At 63.1% G+C, this 17,421-nt stretch carries 21 protein-coding genes and 5 pseudogenes; 10 read left to right on the top strand and 16 right to left on the bottom strand.

All coding sequences use genetic code 11. The annotated features are described in order from the left end of the window. From HJB91_RS17470 to HJB91_RS17445, 6 genes and pseudogenes are all read right to left on the bottom strand, one after another. Positions 1-211, bottom strand: a 211-nt coding sequence (locus HJB91_RS17470) for a cytochrome c maturation protein CcmE (RefSeq protein ID WP_221124229.1), incomplete at its 3' end; no start/stop codon positions are given. Further along, a pseudogene (ccmI, locus tag HJB91_RS17465) lies at positions 208-1,369 on the bottom strand (c-type cytochrome biogenesis protein CcmI). The gene HJB91_RS17470 and the pseudogene ccmI, both read right to left, overlap by 4 nt. 67 nt (positions 1,370-1,436) lie before the next feature. Then, complete coding sequence (locus tag HJB91_RS17460) at positions 1,437-1,862, bottom strand: hypothetical protein (protein WP_210628574.1); 426 nt, start codon at positions 1,860-1,862, stop codon at positions 1,437-1,439. Positions 1,863-1,980: 118 nt separating this feature from the next. Continuing rightward, positions 1,981-3,384 carry a HAMP domain-containing sensor histidine kinase gene (locus HJB91_RS17455; protein WP_064706664.1) on the bottom strand — a complete coding sequence of 468 codons (1,404 nt, stop codon included), beginning with the start codon at positions 3,382-3,384 and terminating at the stop codon, positions 1,981-1,983. After that, positions 3,374-4,045 carry a response regulator transcription factor gene (locus HJB91_RS17450; protein WP_085777499.1) on the bottom strand — a complete coding sequence of 224 codons (672 nt, stop codon included), beginning with the start codon at positions 4,043-4,045 and terminating at the stop codon, positions 3,374-3,376. Before HJB91_RS17450 ends, HJB91_RS17455 begins: the two co-directional genes overlap by 11 nt. Positions 4,046-4,098: 53 nt before the next feature. Beyond that, positions 4,099-4,347 (bottom strand): hypothetical protein, encoded by a 249-nt coding sequence (locus tag HJB91_RS17445; RefSeq protein WP_210628575.1) that lies wholly within the window; start codon positions 4,345-4,347, stop codon positions 4,099-4,101. A 503-nt stretch (positions 4,348-4,850) separates the two neighbouring features. Here HJB91_RS17445 and HJB91_RS17440 point away from each other — a divergent pair. Beyond that, positions 4,851-6,074 carry an MFS transporter gene (locus HJB91_RS17440; protein WP_221155562.1) on the top strand — a complete coding sequence of 408 codons (1,224 nt, stop codon included), beginning with the start codon at positions 4,851-4,853 and terminating at the stop codon, positions 6,072-6,074. Positions 6,075-6,336: 262 nt separating this feature from the next. Here the strand turns inward: HJB91_RS17440 and HJB91_RS17435 are convergent, their stop codons facing one another. Both HJB91_RS17435 and HJB91_RS17430 read right to left on the bottom strand, forming a co-directional pair. Then, positions 6,337-6,642, bottom strand: a complete 306-nt coding sequence (locus tag HJB91_RS17435; RefSeq protein WP_210628576.1) for a Dabb family protein — start codon at positions 6,640-6,642, stop codon at positions 6,337-6,339. Between the two features lie 13 nt (positions 6,643-6,655). Continuing rightward, positions 6,656-7,350, bottom strand: a pseudogene (locus HJB91_RS17430) (hypothetical protein). A gap of 156 nt (positions 7,351-7,506) precedes the next feature. On the opposite strand from HJB91_RS17430, the gene HJB91_RS17425 reads away from it, so the two are divergent. After that, positions 7,507-7,668, top strand: a complete 162-nt coding sequence (locus HJB91_RS17425) for a hypothetical protein (RefSeq protein ID WP_210631716.1) — start codon at positions 7,507-7,509, stop codon at positions 7,666-7,668. 9 nt (positions 7,669-7,677) lie between these two features. On the opposite strand, the gene HJB91_RS17420 is transcribed toward HJB91_RS17425, so the two are convergent. Together HJB91_RS17420 and HJB91_RS17415 are read right to left on the bottom strand one after the other, a co-directional pair. Further along, positions 7,678-8,238 carry a TetR/AcrR family transcriptional regulator gene (locus HJB91_RS17420; RefSeq protein WP_210628578.1) on the bottom strand — a complete coding sequence of 187 codons (561 nt, stop codon included), beginning with the start codon at positions 8,236-8,238 and terminating at the stop codon, positions 7,678-7,680. Positions 8,239-8,258: 20 nt separating this feature from the next. After that, positions 8,259-8,516 (bottom strand): annotated as a pseudogene (locus tag HJB91_RS17415) (DUF1348 family protein); the annotation flags it as partial. Between HJB91_RS17415 and HJB91_RS17410 the strand changes: the two are divergent. Beyond that, positions 8,513-8,607: pseudogene (locus HJB91_RS17410) on the top strand (glutathione S-transferase); the annotation flags it as partial. The pseudogenes HJB91_RS17415 and HJB91_RS17410 sit on opposite strands and share 4 nt — an antisense overlap. Further along, positions 8,604-8,759 (top strand): annotated as a pseudogene (locus HJB91_RS17405) (LysR family transcriptional regulator); the annotation flags it as partial. The pseudogenes HJB91_RS17410 and HJB91_RS17405, both read left to right, overlap by 4 nt. 2 nt (positions 8,760-8,761) lie before the next feature. Here the strand turns inward: HJB91_RS17405 and HJB91_RS17400 are convergent. The 3 genes from HJB91_RS17400 to HJB91_RS17390 all read right to left on the bottom strand — a co-directional run bounded on the left by HJB91_RS17400 (position 8,762) and on the right by HJB91_RS17390 (position 11,828). Next, entirely contained in the window at positions 8,762-9,130 is a 369-nt protein-coding gene (locus HJB91_RS17400) for a DUF983 domain-containing protein (RefSeq protein WP_221124232.1), read from the bottom strand. A 220-nt stretch (positions 9,131-9,350) separates the two neighbouring features. Next, positions 9,351-10,754 carry a PLP-dependent aminotransferase family protein gene (locus HJB91_RS17395; protein ID WP_210628580.1) on the bottom strand — a complete coding sequence of 468 codons (1,404 nt, stop codon included), beginning with the start codon at positions 10,752-10,754 and terminating at the stop codon, positions 9,351-9,353. A 108-nt stretch (positions 10,755-10,862) separates the two neighbouring features. After that, the gene (locus HJB91_RS17390) at positions 10,863-11,828 is read right to left on the bottom strand and encodes an SDR family NAD(P)-dependent oxidoreductase (RefSeq protein ID WP_221124233.1); all 966 of its coding nucleotides are present in this window, start codon (positions 11,826-11,828) and stop codon (positions 10,863-10,865) included. A gap of 114 nt (positions 11,829-11,942) precedes the next feature. Between HJB91_RS17390 and HJB91_RS17385 the strand changes: the two genes are divergently transcribed. The 3 genes from HJB91_RS17385 (at position 11,943) to HJB91_RS17375 (ending at position 14,487) form a co-directional block, all read left to right on the top strand. Beyond that, positions 11,943-12,887 (top strand): AraC family transcriptional regulator, encoded by a 945-nt coding sequence (locus HJB91_RS17385; RefSeq protein ID WP_221155561.1) that lies wholly within the window; start codon positions 11,943-11,945, stop codon positions 12,885-12,887. Positions 12,888-13,036: 149 nt separating this feature from the next. Continuing rightward, on the top strand, positions 13,037-13,942 hold the full coding sequence (locus HJB91_RS17380) for a S1C family serine protease (RefSeq protein WP_210628583.1): 906 nt from the start codon (positions 13,037-13,039) through the stop codon (positions 13,940-13,942). A gap of 164 nt (positions 13,943-14,106) precedes the next feature. Continuing rightward, positions 14,107-14,487, top strand: coding sequence for a VOC family protein (locus HJB91_RS17375; protein WP_210628584.1), 381 nt, complete (start codon positions 14,107-14,109; stop codon positions 14,485-14,487). Positions 14,488-14,493: 6 nt separating this feature from the next. Here the strand turns inward: HJB91_RS17375 and HJB91_RS17370 are convergent, their stop codons facing one another. Then, positions 14,494-14,658: a hypothetical protein gene (locus HJB91_RS17370; RefSeq protein ID WP_210628585.1), complete on the bottom strand. Its 165-nt coding sequence runs from the start codon at positions 14,656-14,658 to the stop codon at positions 14,494-14,496. A 29-nt stretch (positions 14,659-14,687) separates the two neighbouring features. On the opposite strand from HJB91_RS17370, the gene HJB91_RS17365 reads away from it, so the two are divergent. Together HJB91_RS17365 and HJB91_RS17360 are read left to right on the top strand one after the other, a co-directional pair. Next, positions 14,688-15,005, top strand: coding sequence for a hypothetical protein (locus HJB91_RS17365; protein WP_210628586.1), 318 nt, complete (start codon positions 14,688-14,690; stop codon positions 15,003-15,005). Between the two features lie 39 nt (positions 15,006-15,044). Continuing rightward, positions 15,045-15,209 carry a hypothetical protein gene (locus HJB91_RS17360; RefSeq protein WP_176439425.1) on the top strand — a complete coding sequence of 55 codons (165 nt, stop codon included), beginning with the start codon at positions 15,045-15,047 and terminating at the stop codon, positions 15,207-15,209. Here HJB91_RS17360 and HJB91_RS17355 read toward each other — a convergent pair. Further along, entirely contained in the window at positions 15,200-16,114 is a 915-nt protein-coding gene (locus tag HJB91_RS17355) for an SDR family oxidoreductase (protein WP_221155558.1), read from the bottom strand. The genes HJB91_RS17360 and HJB91_RS17355 overlap by 10 nt on opposite strands. A 106-nt stretch (positions 16,115-16,220) precedes the next feature. On the opposite strand from HJB91_RS17355, the gene HJB91_RS17350 reads away from it, so the two are divergent. Beyond that, positions 16,221-16,781 carry a TetR family transcriptional regulator gene (locus HJB91_RS17350; RefSeq protein WP_221124235.1) on the top strand — a complete coding sequence of 187 codons (561 nt, stop codon included), beginning with the start codon at positions 16,221-16,223 and terminating at the stop codon, positions 16,779-16,781. A 6-nt stretch (positions 16,782-16,787) separates the two neighbouring features. Here the strand turns inward: HJB91_RS17350 and HJB91_RS17345 are convergent, their stop codons facing one another. After that, positions 16,788-17,264, bottom strand: a complete 477-nt coding sequence (locus tag HJB91_RS17345) for a YcgN family cysteine cluster protein (protein ID WP_210628589.1) — start codon at positions 17,262-17,264, stop codon at positions 16,788-16,790. Positions 17,265-17,421: the final 157 nt, after the last annotated feature.

Raw genomic sequence — 17,421 nt, 5'->3', positions numbered from 1 at the left:
TCGAACCGGCGCCGCGCACGACGCTGCCCGCTCCGACCAGGCCGCCCAGCCGGATGCGGGTCTCCGGCGCCACCGGCGTCTTGGCCAGATCGGCCGGCATGTAGAAATAGGCCACCGACTGGCTGAAAGCGAACATCACCAAAAGCACCGCCGCAAGGATGAAACTCATCCCGCCAGCGATCACCGCAAGGCGCTTCTGCTTGCGCGTCATCGCGTTATCCCCTCCGTGGCAATGCCAAGTTCCCTGGCAAGCGCCAGCAATTGCCGGCCCTGCTCACCGGACGGCGGAAAGGCAGCCAGCCCACGCCTCAGGGCGTCGGCTGCGCGATCCTTATCGTTCAATACGGCGTAAGAGCGGACGAGCCGCATCCATCCCTCGAAATTGTTGGGATCCTCGCTGAGCTTGGCATCGAGGCTTTCGACCATGCCGCGGATCATCTGCTGACGATCGCCGGCCTTCATGTTTTCAGCCGCCGCTACGTCTTCCGATGTCGGTCCGCCGGGCGCCGCCGGCGGGGCGACCTCGCCGCCGTTCTTGGCGATATGTTCATTGACCAGCGGCAGCCAGGGCGCATCGGCCGGCGATTGCTGCGCCAGTGCCTCGAAGGCCTGGCGCGCCTCGTTGGCCCTTCCGGCCTGCTCCATGCTGAGCGCGATGTAGAAGCGGGCACGCGGATTGTCGGGCTCCAGCGTCAGCGACTGTTCCAGCACCTGACGCGCCTCGTCCGTCACGACGCCGTCGGAGACCGCCATCAGCGTTTCGGCAAGGCCGTCGAGCCGGATCGGGCTTGGGCCGAGAAGCCGGATCGCATTGCGGTAGGCCACCTCAGCATCGGCCATCCGCATCGTGCGGAAATAGATCGGCGCCAATACGTCCCAGCCCTTGCCGTCGTCGGGATTCTGAGCCAGATGCCGCTCCGCTTTGGCGATCAGCACCGCCACGTCGTCGCCGGGGTTTTCCAACCGCGCCTCCAGCGGCTGCGACGGCAGATCCGGCCTGCCCGTCGTCAAATAAAGACAGAGCCCGAGCACCGGCAGGATCAAGAGAACGAAGACTTCAGTGAGACGATGATGCCGTGCGGGTTTCTCCATCGTCTCCGGCTCGCCGGCAGAGGCGGCGATCAGCCGCCGGCCGATTTCGGCCCTGGCGTAATCAGCCTCCTCAGGCGTGATCAGCCCGCCGGCAAGGTCGCGATCAAGTTCGCGCAACTGGTCGCGGTAGACTGCCGCCTCGCCGGCACGGCTGTTCTGCGCCGCCTTCGCACCACGCAGAAGGGGGTAGAGCAGGATGACAGCGACGGCTGCCGTCAGAACGGCAACGAGAATCCAGAACAGCATATCGGCCCAAATACGTGAAGCTCACGCCTATTCCAACTGCCAAAGCCGGAATGACGAAGATTTGAGGCTATTCGCCGCAATTCACGCTGAAAACCACCTCAGCCGAGCGGCGACCAGCTGCCGTCCTCATTGCGGCAGGCTGCACCCCGAGCCACGGTTTCCTTGCCGTCGACGGTCAGCGTATGGGTATATTGCCGGCAATTCTGCGAGCCGACCTGATAGGGTGCGGCCGCCACGACCTTGCCTGTGACGTCCTTGCCGCTCCAGACCACCGGCTGGCCGACCGCCGCCCCTTCCAGCGCCCGATACTCCGCCTCGAGCGCCCGCTGCTTGTCGCTATCGCTCAAGCTCACGCCGCTGCGGCCGACGATGCCGCCTTGGAGCGCGGTGATGAAGGCGGCCGACGCCGAGGGTTTGCTCGAAAAAATGCCGCGCGAAGCGGCACCCTTCGTCGTCGTGCAGCCGGTGAGCGGGACGGCGAGAAGAAGGATGGAAACCATCATGCCTTGCGCGCGTAGAATCATTGCGTCGAACCACGATCAGAGGTCAAATTCAGCCGATCGAAGTGCAGCGTCCCCGTGTCAGCTTTATGGCAAAGCATGCTATACATTTGCCAGTATCCTTGTGACATCAAGCAGTTGGTCATGCAACATCCTTTGTGACGCCGGGCAGGATAAGCTTCGCCTTCAGCCCGCCCCATTCGCCGCGGGACAGTTCGAGCCTTCCCTGGTATTCGTTGGAAATCTCGGTGACGATCGAAAGGCCCAAGCCGGTTCCGGGCTTGCTTTCATCGAGCCTGCGGCCACGCTTCAGCGCCTCGCGGATCTGGTCGGGCTCAAGGCCGGGCCCGTCATCCTCGACGGCAAGCTCCACCCAGCGCCGGCGGGCGCTCGCCTCCGCCCCTTTCACGTCCTCGCCGGCTTCGACGGCCGAAAGCCGCACCCTGCTCTTGGCGAAACGCGCGGCGTTTTCCAGGAGATTGCCGACGGTTTCCTCGAGATCCTGCTGTTCCATGGCGACGGCAAGATGCGGCGGCGAGACGACGAGATCGAATTCGGTGTCGACATTCAGGCGGCGCATGACGCGCACCAGGCGTTCCAGCGCCGGCTCGGCGTCGGTGCGGGCGAGCACGGATTCGCGCTGCGCGGCGATGCGGGCGCGATTGAGATAGGATTGCACCTGCCCCTGCATCGATTCCGCCTGACTGCGCACCAGCTCGCCATGGGATTTCTCCAGCACCCGCGCCTCGTTGAGGAGAACCGCGATCGGCGTTTTCAGTGAGTGCGCCAGGTTGCCGACCTGCATGCGCGCCCGCTCGACGATGCGGCGGTTGCTGTCGATCAGCGCGTTGACCTCGTTGGCGAGCGGTAGGATCTCGCGCGGGAAGTCACCCTTCAGCTGCTCGCTCTCGCCGGCTCGAATGCGCTCCAATGCTGCGCGCGCCTTGTCGAGCGGTTTCAGGCCGTAAAGGATCGCCAGCGCATTGACGATCAGGCTACCGACGCCGAAACCGGCGAGCGCCAGATAGAGGCTGTGCGAAAAGGTGCGGACATCATCCTCGACGACGTCGACATTGCCGGTGACGCGGAAGCGCGCCGCGCGCCCGTCGGTGTCGAGCACCACTTCGGTCTCGGCCACCTGCACGCGGTTCCCGGAGGCGTCCGTCACCTGGTAGTAGCGCTCGTAATTCTTGTCGAAAGGCGCCTCGACGACGGAGGGTACCGGAATGAGCGCCGAGCCGAGCGAGGGCGAGACCAGCGGCGCAGTGGTATAAGTGCCGAGCGGCTCGACCACCCAGTACCAGCCGGTCTTAGGCTGGGCAAAGCGCAGATCGCCGAGCTGCGGGCTGCCGCTCAACGCGCCCTGATCGCCGATCGTCACCGAATTGATGACGTTATAGAGCTGCGCCCGCAGCAGATCCTGGAAACCGCGTTCGGCGCTCTTGCGATAGAGCGTGGAGATCAGCAGGCCGATCACCACAAGCGCCACCGTCGACCAGACCGTGGTCAGCAGCAACACGCGTGCGGTGAGCGACTTAATTCGCATGTTTCGGCGCTTGGATGCGGTAGCCGAGACCGCGCACCGTTTCGATCAGGTCGACGCCCATCTTCTTGCGCAGACGGCCGACAAAGACCTCGATCGTGTTGGAATCGCGGTCGAAATCCTGGTCGTACATGTGCTCGACCAGCTCCGTGCGCGAAACGACCTCGCCCATGTGATGCATGAGATAGGCGAGCAGGCGATATTCGTGCGAGGTCAGCTTCAGCGTCGTGCCGTTGACCGTCGCCTTTGAGGATTTGGTGTCGAGCCGCACCGGCCCGCAGACGATCTCGGAAGAGGCATGGCCGGCCGCGCGCCGGATCAACGCCCGAATGCGCGCCAGAACTTCCTCGACGTGAAAGGGCTTGGTGACATAGTCGTCGGCGCCGGCGTCGATGCCGGCGACCTTGTCGCTCCAGCGGTCGCGCGCCGTCAGGATCAGAACCGGCATGCCGCGGCCGGCGCCGCGCCATTTTTCCAGCACGGTGACGCCGTCCATCTCCGGCAGGCCGATATCGAGGATGATAGCGTCATAGGGTTCGGTGTCGCCGAGGAAATGGCCCTCTTCGCCGTCGAACGCTTGGTCGACGACATAACCCGCCTCCTTCAGCGTATCGGTCAGCTGCCGGTTCAGGTTGACGTCGTCTTCGATTACCAGGATGCGCATCGGTCCGCCTTCGTCCGCTTCAAATCGATCGTGTTTGAATAGACCGATTCCGCTTACATCGGAACCTTTACCGTTACCTTGCGTGGACGCTGGCCATTGCCCGACACGAGAACGGTAATGATACAGCTATCGCCCACCGGTTGCACGGACAGGAGCTGCCCGCCCGTCTGTTCGACGACCTGGGCTGCGGCGGCGCTGCAATCGCCAGCCACGCGCAGGACGAGGGCGCCTGCGCCATCCGGTGAGGGCGCCGATACCACCAGTCCGGCGGCCACTACTGCGACGCTCAGAGGAAAGGCCATGTCTTACGCTTTCAAGGTAATTCCAACTTGCTGCGAATATGTACTCAAGCGACCTGAATGGCAAATGAATGCGCTGTAATACAGGGCGTTTAGAACGGTTCTCGACTGCTTGGGGCAATCGATTTCTGCCCTTGGAATCCGCTGCTGCCGCAAATGCCGCTGGTCCTCCCTGCGCCTGAAAACGAGGCGTCCCACCCCTGGCAACCAGATGTTGGCCAGCGCCTTCGGCAAGCGTGCAAAAACCGCCCACTCCACCGCGGTCGTCGTTTCCGAATCGGCCACGTCGTTCAACCACGATAGACCGGCCGGTGGCGGCACGCGGCAGGGGCACAGCGGGTCGTCCTCAAATTGTACCGATCCCTCATGTCATCCGTGCATCTTTTCATCGTTCAAAAAAGAGACGCAGGCGGCAGGCATAGCGGAATTGCCGATCGCAGCTTTCGCCGGCTGGTTGAAACTGCTATCCCTTGCTGGCCCCCGCATTTCAGACCCTTTCAGCCCCGATGCCAAATTCCTTCCGCTTCCGTTCGGCGCAGACGGTCACCGTGCTTGCCGTTACCCAGCTGATCGGCTGGGGCACGACGTTCGACATGCTCGGCGTCATGGGCCGCGCCGTGGCGCCGGCTCTCGGCGTGGCGAACGAGGTGATCTTTGCCGGCCTGACGCTCAGGATGGTGGTCAGCGCCATCGCCGGCCCGACGACCGGCCGTTGGCTCGGCCGCTACGGCGCTGCCCGGGTGCTTTCGGCCGCCTCGCTGATCTTCGCGCTCGGCCTCTCTCTGCTGGCGGTGGCAAACGGCATCCTGCTCTACGCCGCCGCCTGGCTCGTCATCGGCATCGGCGGCGCATTGGGTCTCTCGGCACCGGCCTATACCGCCGTCGTCGAACGCGAAGGGCCAAACGGCAAACGCGTCATCGCCATCCTCATGCTGTTCACCGGGCTATCGAGCACCATCTTCTGGCCGATCCTCAGCCTGCTCAACGAGGCGGTCGGCTGGCAGCTCACCTTTGTTTTCTGCGCGGCGCTGCAATTCTTCGTCTGCCTCCCGCTGCATCTTTTCGCTCTGCCGAAGCCGATCGTGAGGCATGCCGAGAGCAGCGCGGCGGAGATCCCGCCGGTGCCATTGTCGAAGACGGCTCAGCGCAAGGCCTTCCTGTTGATTGCCGCGGTGACAACGATCTCGACCTTCGTCACCTTCGGCATCGCCCCATCGCTGCTCGAAATCTTCCGCCAGTCCGGGGCTTCACCGGCCCTGGCGCTGCAGCTCGGCTCGGCGCGCGGCGCCCTCGGCATCTCGGCCCGTTTCCTCGACATGCTGCTCGGCCGCCGCGGCAACCCCATCCTCAGCGCCGTCATGGGCATCAGCCTGACGGTGATCAGCTTTCTGATCATGCTGACAGCCGGCCCATCGACGCCGGTCCTCGTCACTTTCATCCTGCTTTACGGCTTCGGCTCGGGCGTCACGGCCGTCGCCCGGGCCCTGCTACCGCTGGCGCTGTTCTCGCCGAGCGAATTCGGCCTGCATTCGGCCCGGCTGTCACTGCCGCAGAACCTCGCCAACGCCATCGCTCCCGTCGTCTTCACCGCCATTCTAGATCGCGCCGGCACCGGTCCGGCGCTGCTCGCCTGCGCCGTTCTCTCAGCTTTCGCGCTCACTCTCGTGCTGATGCTGATGACGCTGGTGCGGGGCGCCGGGGCACCGGAGCCGAGCCCGGTCGTTTCGTGAGGCTCGGGCCTGGAGGTCAGCGGTTCCGAACATCTCTCGATCAGCATCTTCAGACCGCTGCAGCTGTTCCGACGAGCCATGCCCGTCGCGATCGGCGAGTCTTTTGAGTCCCTTGCGGCGGGTTTCTCGAAAAGTGATTCCGGTGTCTCAGAAGGTCGGTCCGTGTCGCAACGACTTGAATCCGAAAAATCGCTCATCTCTCTGAAAACAAACGGCGATTTCCACGATCGCCCCAAGCGCGGCGACCGGAAGATGGCCGGCGTCAGAGCGGCCGCGTCACGGCCGTGCGGCTGTCGTAATCGGCAGCGATGCGTTTTTCCCGGAGCGGGCGCACGCGCTCGATCGAACGCTGGTAATCGGGGTGCGCCTTATAAGCAGCGAGAGCCGCCTCATCGTCGAATTCGCCATAGACCACGAGATCGATCTCGGTGCCGAGCTGATCGGTCTTCACATTGGTGCCGATTTCCAGCAGGCGCGGGTATGGAATGGCGGTCAGGATCGAAAGACCCGCCCTCACCTCCTCCAGATGTTCCTCCTGCACGGTGAAGAAGACGATATGGCGGATCACGCGGAAGCTCCTGTCAGATTCCAGAGGGGTTTGCCCGCGCGATAACATGCGCGCGCCGGGCCTTCAACCGCGCGGCCGGCCCTGCGCGGCATCCGGACGCAGTGCCGCATGGAAGGCCAGGGCGTAACCCGCAAGCTTCTCGGCCCGGTCGGTGCCGTTGACGATGCGGCGCGCATTGACCCAGTCCTCGGTCGTCGCATTCAGGTGATCGGCGAGTTTGTGGCCGGTAAAGCTGCCCTGCAGCATGCCTTCGATCAGGATCGTCACCGCCGCCTCCATCTCCATCGCCCGATCGGGATCGGCAACCAGATCGATGCCGGTCAGCACGCTCATCGCCTCATAATTTCGTTTGTGGGTGAGCTGCACCAGGCCGCGTCCGAGCCAGCAGCGGCCATCCTCATCCGGCCGCCAGTAGGGTGTCTTCACCCAGGAGAGCCGGCCTGCGGCAAAGGCTGCCTCTAATATCTCGACCGCGCGCATATCGCTTTCCGCCAGCGTCTCACGCACCGGCTGCATCGTATAGGCGGTCTCATGAAAGGCGGTAGCGAGGATATAGGCGAGCCACCGGCGGTCGGCCTCAACAGAGCGCTTTTCCCAGGCATCGAGAATCGCCGTCATCCCCACTACCTGAGGCTGAGTCAGCTCTCCTTTGAAGAGCTCTTGCTGCACCGCATCAAAAAAGAATACCCGGTCCATGTGGACAACCATTCCGCGCTCCCCGTGAACACCACGGTTAAAACCGTCTTAATCGATTAAAATAAACTTAATCGTTTGAAGTGCCTAAGCCCCTGATTTACACCCGTTTTGTCTTGTGCAATGCATTTTCTTGCCCTGAAGCCTTACCACCACAAGAGGAGACTTCCGATGCAGGCGCCGGCCAACACACAGACCACCATTCCCCAGCATGTCCTCGACCAGATGGAAAATGAGTGGCGCCAGATTCGCCTTGAGCGCGAGAATGCCCGCCCCGATCCGGGAGCCTCAACAACAGCGCTGAGAGATACAGGCAAAGCGGTGCAGATGTAAGGCCTGCCCTCATCGCGTCGCAGCCTCAAGCCGGCTCGCCAGCGTTTCCAGCGACCGGGCGAAGACCGTTCCATCTCTGAGCGCGCGCGACAGCACCAGCGCGCCTTGAATGCCGCAGACGCCTTCCTCAGCAAGCGTCTGCGCCTCTGTTTCAGCACAGCCAGCCCGCGTCAGCGCCGAACTCAACGCCTCGATCCAGCGGAAGAAATAATCGGCGATCGCAGACGAAAACCGATCGCGGGTGTCGTCGAGCGCGAAGGCACCGACGAGGCAGATGCGGCCGCCGGCGCGGAAGTAGTCATTGACATTGATCCACATCGCCGCAATCGCCTGGCGGGCGTCGTCATTCCTCAGCGGCCGATAGATCGCCTGCTCGAACCAGGCACCGACATCGGCGAGCACGGCGCCGGCCATCTCCTCCTTGCCGCCGGGGAAGAAGTGATAAAGGCTGCCCTTGCCAATTCCGGTGCGTTCGGTGATGCGGCTGAGCGTGGCGCCCTCATAGCCGAGCTCGCGGAAGGCTTCCGCGAGCAGCGGTACGATGTCGGCGCGTTCGTAGACGGTCTTCACCGGTCCAAGTTCATCCCATTCTAAAGGCCGAGCCCGGTCAGGCCGGGAGGGTCGTCCGGCCGCCGGCCAAGCGGCCAGTGATATTTGCGCTCCGTTTCCCGGATCGGCAGATCGTTGATGCAGGCAAAACGGCGCTGCATCAAGCCGGTGGCGTCGAATTCCCAATTCTCATTGCCGTAGGAGCGAAACCAGTTGCCGCTGTCCTCGCGCCATTCATAGGCAAAGCGCACGGCGATGCGATTATCGGCAAAGGCCCAGATTTCCTTGATCAGCTGGTGTGCCCTATGAAATGGTCGAGGTCGATTTGGCGGCAGGTGCGCCCACAAGACGCCGGATTTCCGCAAGCTCAATCCCTTTGGTCAGGTGCCGCGAAGGCAGGCCTGCTGGTGCCGCTGCTTGCCGATTTCGAACCGCAGCCGGCGCCGGTGCATCTTGTCTATCCCTCGCGGGGGCTGGTGCCGCTGAAACTGCGCGCCCTCATCAATTTCGCAACGCCGCGCCTGCGCGCAACGCTGAAATAGCATTAGGCAAGCCTGCCTTCTTCCGCCTTGTAGAAATACTGGCTGGCGACCAGCCAGCCTTTCAGCGGCCGGAGCGGCGGAATGCAGGTGGCGAGCATGAAGGGACCGGTGACGAGAAGCTGCACCCAGATCGGCGCCGCGAATGCCACCTCCAGCCAGACGCCGAGCAGCACGCTCGGGATGCAGGCGAAGCAGATGACGAAAAAGGCCGGGCCGTCGGCCGGATCGGCGAAAGAATAATCGAGACCGCAGGCTTCGCACTGCGGCTGCAGCGTCAGGAAGCCTTTGAACATATGGCCTTGGCCGCAGCGCGGGCAGCGTCCCCTGATGCCGGTCTGCATCGGAGGAAGCGGGGGATATTCGGTATCCATGATGACCTTGTCCTATCTCGCGGCTCAGTCAATGCCGCATAATGAGTGCATTCAATATAAATACATTATATGGAATAGACCAATCAATCTGCCAGATTGCCGCACAAGCAAGTCGACCGGTCAAGGACCGGTCGCGGCTTGTCGTAAATCCATTCGAAGAGCGTCCCGCCTAGACCAATTCCGTTTTTCTTCTAGCAGGCTCAGCCGCGATATCGCCGGATCAGAAGAACGAACCCGCCATTTCCGGCGGGCCTTCCAGCGCATGGGCCATGAACTCCAATGCGCCCTGCAATTTTGCCCGGGCGATCGGGCCGCCGAGGCAGACGCGGACGGCCTCGGGTGCGGCGCCCTCGACCGCGAAGGCATCGCTTGCCACCACGCCGATGCCGGAGGAATGCATATGGCTGCCGAACGTGGAACGGGTCCAGCCGTGGGCCAAAGGCAGCCAGATATTGAAGCTGATCGGATCGGCGCGGTAGCTGCCGGCGGGCAGGATGGCGGCGACCATCTGTTGGCGGGCGCCCGCCTCGGCGCGGATGAAGCGGAGGATCGCATCGGCCGTGCCGTCCTCGATCCAGCGGGTGGCGAGCGCCATATTCAACGGCGAGGCCATGACATTGTTGGCGCGCATGGCGCCGACGAAGGGCCACACTGCCCTGGTGTCCGGAGCCACGACATAAGCAAGGCGCAGGCCGGCGCCGAGGCATTTCGCCAGGCCGCCGATATGCCAGGTCAGCTCGGGCGCCGTTGCCGCAAGCGGCGCAGGCCCTTCCTGCGGAATGAAGCCGTAGGCATCGTCCTCGACGATCGGCAGACGATATTTGCGGGCGACAGCTGCGATTTCCTCGCGGCGGCCAGCTGGAATCGTCAACGTCGTCGGGTTCTGCAGCGTCGGATTGAGGTAGAGCGCCTTCGGCTTCAACCGCTCGCAGGCCGAGGCCAAAGCATCGGGCCGGATCCCGTCTCCGTCCATCGGCAGGCCGGCAAGATTGAGCCGCAACTGGGCTGCGATCGAGCGCATGCCGGGATAGGTGACGATTTCCGAAATCACGGTCTCGCCGGGCTTTGCCAGGAGGCCGAAGATCGCCAGAAGGGCCGGATGGGCGCCCGGCGTGACGAAGATCCGCTCCTGCGAAGGCGTCAGACCGCGGCGGCCGAGCCAGGCGGCGGCGGCCTCCTTGTCCATGCCGGAACCGCCGAAGCCTTGATAACGCAGAAGCGGGATCAGGCTCGCCGCCACCGCCGACATGCCCTCGCGCATGCGGGCGATCAGTTCCGGATCGTCAGGTTCCGGCGGCAGGTTCATCGAGAAGTCGACGACGGCCGCTCGCCGGGGGTCGGGTGCGGCGCCGACGCCCCAGTCCTGGCGGTGTTTGATCGCCGCGCCGGTGACGAAAGTGCCTCGGCCGACATGGGAATCCACCAGGCCGCGCTTCTGCGCCTCGACGTAACCTCTCGCCACCGTCGTGAAATCGACGTTCAGCCGTTTGGCAAGTTCGCGCTGCGGCGGCAGCCGGTCACCGACCGCCAGATGCCCGCTGCGCAGATCCATTTCGATCAGATCGGCGATCGCCATGTAACGCGGGCTGCTGCTGCGGCTCAGGTCGGGATGCCAGTCTTTCATTCTTGATCCGATCAACATAATGGAAGCATTGACCGTATATTGTTGCATCTCCCCACTGTCACGAAAAAAGTCAGCCTCCGCGACGGAAGCCGACGCCGACTGGATGTCTCACCGCATTGATGGTGACGCGAAGGCGTCGATGCCGCTCAGCCTGGCCGACAGGGCCCACAGCCGCTCGGCCTGCTCGGGGTCAACGGCGTGATCGCTCACGCCGCCCGGCTTCCCATCGATCGCCCTGTTCGCCACATCGCAATCTTCGCAATAGAGGCCTCCCATACCCTCGAGCTGAGGTGAGGTCGCCGCCCATAGCTGGGTAGCGGCGCCTTGCGACGGCGTCTTGAATGTCGGGTCGATCGGATTGCCGTTCGAGTCGATCCACCCCGCACCCACCATTTCCTCTCGTGAAAGATACCGCTGCAGTGGCGTGAGGATCTTGCCCGGGTGCAGCGAAAACGCGCGGATACCAACGCCGCGCGCGAGCCTGTCCAGATGCAGGGCGAAAAGCGCATTGGCTGTCTTCGACTGCCCATAGGCTTGCCATTTGTCGTAGCCAGTCTCGAACTGCAGGTCGTCCCATCGGATGCCGGAGATCCGATGGCCGCCTGATGAAACCGAAACGATACGCGCATTCCGCGACAATGCCGGCCAAAGGCTGTTAACCAAAGCGAAATGGCCCAGATGATTCGTTGCGAATTGCGCCTCCCAGCCATCGCCGACGCGGGTCTCCGGGCAGGCCATGATGCCGGCGCTGTTGATCAGAATATCGATGCTGCGGCCGGCCGTGACGATGCGCTGGGCGAAGCGGCGGACGCTTTCCAGATTGGAGAGATCCAGCCGTTCGACCTGTACGCCATCGATGCCGGCAACGGCGTCTCGGGCCGCGTCAATGTTCCTTGCCCCGATGATTACCCTAGCGCCAGCGCCAACCAGAGCGCGTGTGGTCTCCAGCCCGAGGCCGGAATGGCCGCCCGTGATGACGGCGCACTTGCGGGAAAGATCAAGGCCGGCCACGACCTCGACAGCGGTCGTGCGGGCTCCGAAGCCGGAGCCGATAGGGACTTGCTTATCATTCATGATAATTGCCTTCATTAACGTTTCTAGTAGGACAGTCGCGAGGATAGGGCGTGGCGATCAGACGATCCATGCGCTAGAGTCCGTCACCTCTTCGTTATCGTCCGGAATTTCCGCATGGACCCTTTATCCAATGTCCTCGCATTGCTCAAACCTCGAAGCTATGTCTCCGCGGGACTGAATGCCGGCGGCGCCTGGGCGCTCGATTTTCCACCTCCTGAAGGCATCAAGTTCAACGCGGTCATTTCCGGGGCGTGCTGGCTCAGCGTCGATGGCGTTGCCGAGTCCGTCCGGCTGGAGGAAGGCGACTGCTTTCTCCTGACAAGCCGCCGGGCTTTTCGTCTCGCCAGTGATCCATCTGTCGAAGCGATGCCATGCGAGGCGATCTATTCGATTGCCCGCGATGGAATTGCGACCTGCAACGGCGGGGGCGATTTCTTCCTGATTGGCAGCCGTTTTTCCTTTTCGGGAGGAAACTCCGACATCCTTCTCGGCATCCTCCCGACAATCGTTCATGTGAAAAGGGATTCCGATCACGCCGCCGTGCTGCGCTGGTCGCTCGATCGGATGACGCGCGAACTGCGCGACCGACAACCCGGCGGTTTTCTGATGGCAGAGCATTTCGCGCATGTGATGCTCATGCAGGTGTTGCGCCTCTATATCGCATCGCCGGATGCCCGCGGCGTCGGCTGGCTTTTCGCACTCACCGACAGGCGGATCGGAGCGGCGCTCGCGGCCATGCATGCCGATCCGGCACGCAAATGGACGTTGCAGTTGCTGGCCGAACGGGCGTCGATGTCTCGGTCCACCTTTGCCCTCCATTTCAAGGCAAAGGTCGGGCTGGCGCCGATGGATTATTTGACGCGCTGGCGCATGCTTGTCGCGGCAGACCGGCTGGCAAATCCGGCCGAAGCAATTGCGAGCGTCGGCCTGTCGCTCGGTTATGATTCGGAAAGCGCCTTCAGCACCGCTTTCAAACGGGTCATGGGGTGCTCACCTCGGCAATATGGTGCCGCTCAGCAGGTCGGCGATACCATGCGAAATGAGGTTGGCGCTCGATGAACCTGATCGTGTGCCATTAGCGGGCAATCGCGCATCGGCCGGCGGAGATTCCGTTTGACACGGTCTTGCACCCGTCGCCCACTCTCTTACCTATCCAAGAATGAATGTGCCGGTCTTATTCCGTACCGGCACTCCATTAGGATGAAAGCATGAATATCAATCCCATCTTGCGGTCAATCGTGGGCATCCGCTCCTCCATTCCGGAAGATGCCTTCACGGCGGAGACGCTGGGAACCATCCGTGAGGGCAGCGGCGTGGTCATCCGCGACAATGGATTGGTGCTGACGATTGGTTACCTCATCACCGAGGCCGACGAAGTCTGGTTGACGACGCTGGACGGCCGGGTGGTTCCCGCCCATCCGCTTGCCTATGACCAGGAGAGCGGGTTCGGGCTGGTGCAGGCGCTCGGCGTCCTGAACGCGCCAGCAGTGGATTTTGGCGATGCGGCCGCGGCAAAGCCCGGCGATCCCGTCGTGCTTGCCGACGGCATCGGCGAATATGTCCAGGCAAGTATCGTGGCCCGACAGGAATTCGCCGGTTATTGGGAATATCTGCTGGAGGAGGCGATTTTTACTGCGCCGGCCCATCCCGCATGGGGCGGCGCAGCCCTGATCGGCGCGGACGGCAAGCTTCTCGGCATCGGTTCGCTTCGCCTGCAGATGAGCCAGGACGGCGAGGTCGCCGATATCAACATGGTCGTTCCGATTGATCTACTGCCGCCGATCCTGGACGATCTCTTGAACCGCGGCCAGGTCAACAAGCCGCCGCGGCCCTGGCTCGGCGCATTCTCCGCCGAAAGCAGTGGTGGCGTGGTGGTGATGAGCGTCGCCGAAGGCGGTCCGGCCGCCGAGGCCGGCCTACGTCAGGGCGACATCATTTCGGAAATCCGCGACGAGGAGGTCGATGGCCTGGCCGATTTCTACCGAAAGCTCTGGAGCAGCGGCCCGGCCGGCGCCGAGATTCCGATGCGAATTCTGCGCAACGGCCGGGAAGCCTGGCTGCGGATCAAATCCGCCGACCGCAACAGCTTTCTGAAAAAGCCGCAGCTGCAATAGGGCCGCATCGCGCGTGACTGCCGTCGAAGACTGAAACCGCGGCTGGCTTCACAGGCCGGTCCGGTATGCGGCCCACCTACGAGCGAGCCAAGTTCGTTCGTTGACTCGGAACTGCCATTGAAAGATGCTGCCGTCAATCCTGGGATCAACGGAGTTTGCGGTCCATGTTCGATCATATCTCCATCGGCGTCAAAGATCTCGAAAGAGCCCGCCGCTTCTACGACGCAGCGCTGGCGCCGCTCGGATATGAGCGCCTGTCGAATTCCGACGGCATGATCGGCTACGGTTCGGAACAGGTCGGCCTTTGGGTGATGCAGGTTGCCCATCCCGTTGTGGCCGACATGCAATCCGGGCTGCATTTCTGCTTCGTCGCCCCGAACGAGGCCGCGGTCGACGCGTTTTATGCGGCTGCGATCGAATCCGGCGGCACGGATAACGGTGAACCGGGTATCCGCCCGGATTACGGCCGCTTCTATTACGCCGCCTTCGTCATCGATCCGGACGGCTATCGCCTCGAAGCCTATTTCCACAAAGGCGAGATATAACGGCCGTCAGGCCGTAGCTCTGGAGATCGCCATCACCCTTGCGGCCGCCGGGCCGAGGGCAGCCCTCACCCGTCCGCCAGCCGCAAAAATCCCGTTGCGTTGCCCCAGCGAAAGGCGCATTGTTTCGGCTTCGGCAGCCATCGCACGGGCGCTGCCGACTGAGGGTTTCATAACCCCCGCCCCGACGAAAGGGGACTTCGATGTCTTCCACTTCCGATAAGCCCTATCTGACGTCATCCGATCTCGATATGCTTCAGGGTGTGCTCGACACCGCGGGCTACAAAGCAAGAATACCGGCCGGCGACGAACAGACCTGCAACGCCGCAGCCATGCTGCTGATCAAGCTGTTCCAGGAGGGCGTCACCTCGCCGGCCATGCTCTTGCGGGCGCTCGAATACCATTTCGGCAGACCGAAGAAGCAACAGAAACCGGTCACCCCCGTCTGTAACCGCTATGCGATCCAGGGATTGCCGCGCGAGCGCCGACCGACGCGGCCGGGCAATTCCGCAGGCCGGTAGTGCGTGGCTTTCAATTCCGATCTAAAGGGAGATCCATCCATGGCAAAGGGACAGCTGAGAAGCAATCGCGAGGCCCGCAAGCCGAAGAAGGACAAGCTGGCGACGAAGCCGGAAACCAGCTTCGCCGGGCAGATGAAGACGGCGGCCCAAACGGCGCCTCATGGCAGCAGCGCGCCCAAGGGCGGCGGTCAGCCTCACCGGTAGCCAGTTACGTCAGCCGGTTTGTCCCGTTCCTGCACTTCCACTAGGTAACGCCAACAATCCGGCCGCGAACCGTCAACATCGTCGAAACCATAGGCCTTCGCCACCCCGCCGCTCGACAGCGACTGGCCGTTCCAGCGGGCGCGGTCGGGATCGGCTGACAGGGCCGCTACCGCACGGCCGACGAAACGCGGGGTTTCAGAAATGGCAAAATGCGGCTGCACCCCGGTCGCGTTGCGCCAATTCTCCTCGCTCACGCCATAGGCCTCCAGCATCATTTCGGAGCGCAGCCAGCCGGGCGTGATCGAAACGGCGGTGGCGCCGTGTCTGGCCAGATCCTGGGCATGCGCCCAGGCCATGCGGGTGACGCCGGTCTTGACGAGGTCGTAGAACGGCGAGAGCCGGTAATGCGCGGCGTTGTATTCGGCCGTGCCGTCGGTTACCTCCACCAGCAGCCCGCCCGGCCGCTCGATCATCAGCGCCAGCGCGTAATGGGCGGTGATCAAATGCGTCTCGATGCCGAGCCGCAGCATGCGCAGGCCCTTGTCCAGCGAATGCTCCCAGACCGCCTTGTCCCATTCGAACAGCTTCTCGCAGCCCCAGATGTCGTTGACGAGGATGTCGAGCCGGCCGGCTTCCGCCCGGATGCGGGCGACGAGCGCCTCGACCTCATGCGGAACGAGATGATCGACCTGTACGGCAATGCCCTTGCCGCCCGCCGACGTCACCAGTTCGGCCGTTTCCTCGATCGTCTCGGGCCGGGCATAGTCGGACTGCTGGGCGCGTGTCGTGCGGCCGGTGACATAGACGGTGGCGCCGGCAGCACCGAGTTCGACCGCAATGCCTCGGCCGGCGCCACGCGTGGCGCCCGCCACCAAGGCCACTTTTTCGCGCAAGTCCGCTGTCACGTCTCCATCCTCCACGCTAGAACCGGGAGCCGGCCGACTGCGACTGGCTTTGGTTGAATATAAACGAATGTTCGTTCATATTCAAAATGAACGCAAGAGGAATTTCATGCCGCGCCGCCGCACCCTGTCCGACGAACAGCTTCTCGCCATGGTGCTGGCGCTGATCCATGCGGAAGGGCCGGATGCGGCGACGTTTGCCGCGGTGGCGAAGGCGAGCGGTCTTTCCGGTTCAACCCTGGTTCAGCGTTTCGGGACAAAGGCGGCGATGCTGCGCGCCGCGCTGCTTTACGCCTGGGACCGGCTGGATGCGGAGACGGCGCGCCTTGCCGGCGCCGTGCCGAAGACGCCGGACGGCGCCGTCGCGCTGCTCGTCGGCCTGTCGCATGAATATGGCGATGATGCCGCCGCCTATGGCGAGGGATTGCTAGTGCTGCGCGAAGATTTTCGCGATCCGGTGCTGCGCGCCCGCGGGGCGGCTTGGGGAACGGCGTTGACAGCGGCGATCGCGCGCTGTTTCGGCTCGGCGAAGGCGCCGGAAACGATCGCCCGGCTGATGCTGGCGCAATGGCAGGGATCGCTCACCTGGTGGGGATTTGGCGCGGGCGGCCCGGTGGCCGCCTATGTGGAGACGGAATTGCGGCGCTTCCTGACTGCGGTGAAATCCTGACCCCGCTCACGCTTCTTCTTCATCCTTTTCCGCACCCACGGTCAGCGGCCAGTCGACGACATAATCCTCGAGATCATCGATATCGATCTCGGTTTCATTGATCGTGCGGCCGCGGGCGGAAATGCCGGCGGCATGGACGGTCTCGGGATCGCCGGAGACAAGCGGATGCCACCAGTAGAGATCGCGGCCCTCATTAATCAGCCGGTAGCCGCAGGTCGGCGGCAGCCAGGCGATCTCAGGCACGTTCTCCCTGGTCAGCTGCACGCAGTCAGGCACGAAATCCCACCGGTTCTGATAGCTGGAGCAGCGACAGCTTTGGCCGTCGAGCAGTTTGCAGCTGACCGAGGTGAAATAGATATCGCCGCTCTCCCACTCCTCGAGCTTGTTGAGGCAACAGAGGCCGCAGCCGTCGCAGAGGCTTTCCCATTCGGCGGGGCTCATTTCGGCAAGGGTCTTCTTCTTCCAGAAGGGCAGATCGGTCATCGTCCGTTTCTTGCAACAGCGGCCCAATTTCACGTGACCGCCGCTCTATCTCTCTTGTTATCCGCCATAAAATCAATCAATTCTTCAGCATGCTCCTGGTATCGGAGAGCTTTTCGGGCCTTGAGGGCCTCGCGCTTTCGTCGCTTTCCGGCGGCCG

It is taken from the genome of Rhizobium sp. NLR10b (assembly GCF_019685435.1).
GTDB lineage: Bacteria > Pseudomonadota > Alphaproteobacteria > Rhizobiales > Rhizobiaceae > Rhizobium.
The sequence above is the reverse complement of the archived record's forward strand: the minus strand, read 5'-3'. Positions and strand labels throughout refer to the sequence as shown.